At 41.0% G+C, this 1,895-nt stretch carries 1 protein-coding gene; it reads right to left on the reverse strand.

What is annotated here, in order from left to right:
* A partial coding sequence (locus ACKWCA_RS23910) for a non-ribosomal peptide synthetase (protein WP_413980774.1) occupies positions 1 to 1,895 on the reverse strand: 1,895 nt, incomplete at both ends.

Genomic DNA, 1,895 nt, shown 5'->3' on the forward strand with positions numbered 1-1,895 from the left:
AAAGCGCGTAATGACCCTTCTCAGGTGCCACGGGTATAGACCGATAAAGAGATCTTTCGGAACCGCTCAGGTACTGGCCCAAACTGCGAATGTCCTGGTGACTGAATATCTCACGCAAGGGTAGTAGTACTTCAAATTCTTTATTGATTTTATTAACTAAAACCATAGCACTTAAAGAATTCCCTCCCAAAGCAAAAAAACCTTGGGTGACACCAATGGATCCCCTATCGAGCTTCAATACATCGCTCCATATACCCACAAGTTGTTCCTCTATATTATTGGAAGGTGCAACATAATCAACACTCGCGGTGAATACAGGATCAGGAAGGGCCTTGCGGTCGACCTTACCATTAGAGGTCAACGGTAAATTATTAAGATGTATGTAATACGATGGAATCATGTAATTTGGCAAGTGAAGTAACAAATGCCTTCTAAGGTCTGAGGACGACAGTTCTTCCTTAGATACATAATACCCCACCAAGTAATTATCACCCTGTTCCTCTATTACTGAAACAACAGAATCTTCAACACCTACATGCGACAATAAATAGTTCTCAATCTCACCCAATTCTATTCGGTAGCCTCGGAGTTTTACCTGATTATCTATCCTGCCCAAAAACTGCATATTCCCATCATGCAACCACCTAACTAGGTCGCCAGTTCGGAACATGAATTCGCCATCCCGATAAGGGTTCGGGACAAACTTCTCGTTAGTTAATTTTTCATTATTTAAATATCCCATGCTGAGCCCATCGCCACCTATATACAACTCCCCTATGGTCCCCTTGGGTAATAACGTTCTAAAAGAATCCAATATATAAACCTGGGTATTACTTATTGGTTTTCCAATGGGTATCCTATTTCCTTGCGACAGCTCGTCTATCCTACAGACTATTGAGGTAACTGTTGTTTCCGTAGGTCCATATTCGTTATAAAAATCATAAGAGGAATTAAAGCGTTCAATTAGATCGGATGTACATTCCTCGCCACCGGAAACAACTCTTCTAATAAAATTAGGCTTGTCTAGAAATATTACTTCCAAAAATGAGGGCGTCGCATGTAGATGAGTTACTTTGTGAGTCAAAAGACAGTCATTAAATAAACTCCTGTCCAGCATAATTGCTTTATCGGCCAAAATAAGGGGCAGTCCATTCGTCAGCGCCAACCATAGCTGCTCTACAGATGCATCGAATACGATTGTCGAAAATTGTAGGATTCTATCTGTTTCATTTATTCCAAATAGTACTTGTTGAGAGTAAACAAGGTTAACTATAGAGCGATGATTTACCATTACCCCTTTCGGTGTACCGGTACTTCCTGATGTATATATTACGTAGACCAGGGAATTCGATGGTATTGATAACCCTAGATTATTCTTTCCTCGTTTATTAATCTTATCACTTTTGATATTGATAACTTCAACTAAATCTGGATAAAGAATATTCTCCTTGTCAACAATCAAAGCAGTGGTATTACTATCTAGCAACATATAATCAATCCGTTTCTTTGGAAGAGATGAATCTAAAGGCAAATAGCCATTCCCTGCCTTAAGGATACCTATGATACCTACAATCTGCTCTATCGATCGTTCGATCATCAACCCGATGACCGAACCTTCTTCGAACCCTTTAAGCCTTAGATATCGCGATAATTGATTAGTGCGCTCATTCAGTTCTTTATAGGTGATGGATATATCATTATGTTCCAATGCTATAGCGTCGGGAGTGCGCCTTACCTGCTCCTCGAAAAGGGACACAAGTGTAGATTCTTTGGGATAATCGACCGCCGTGTCGTTGAACCCGTACAAAAGCTCATCGCGCTCCTCGGGGGTGATCATGGCTATGTCCGACAACCGTACCGCAGGGTCCTCTATGACACGACCTACTATATTCTCG

The organism is Maribacter corallii, assembly GCF_047345415.1.
Classification (GTDB): domain Bacteria; phylum Bacteroidota; class Bacteroidia; order Flavobacteriales; family Flavobacteriaceae; genus Maribacter_C.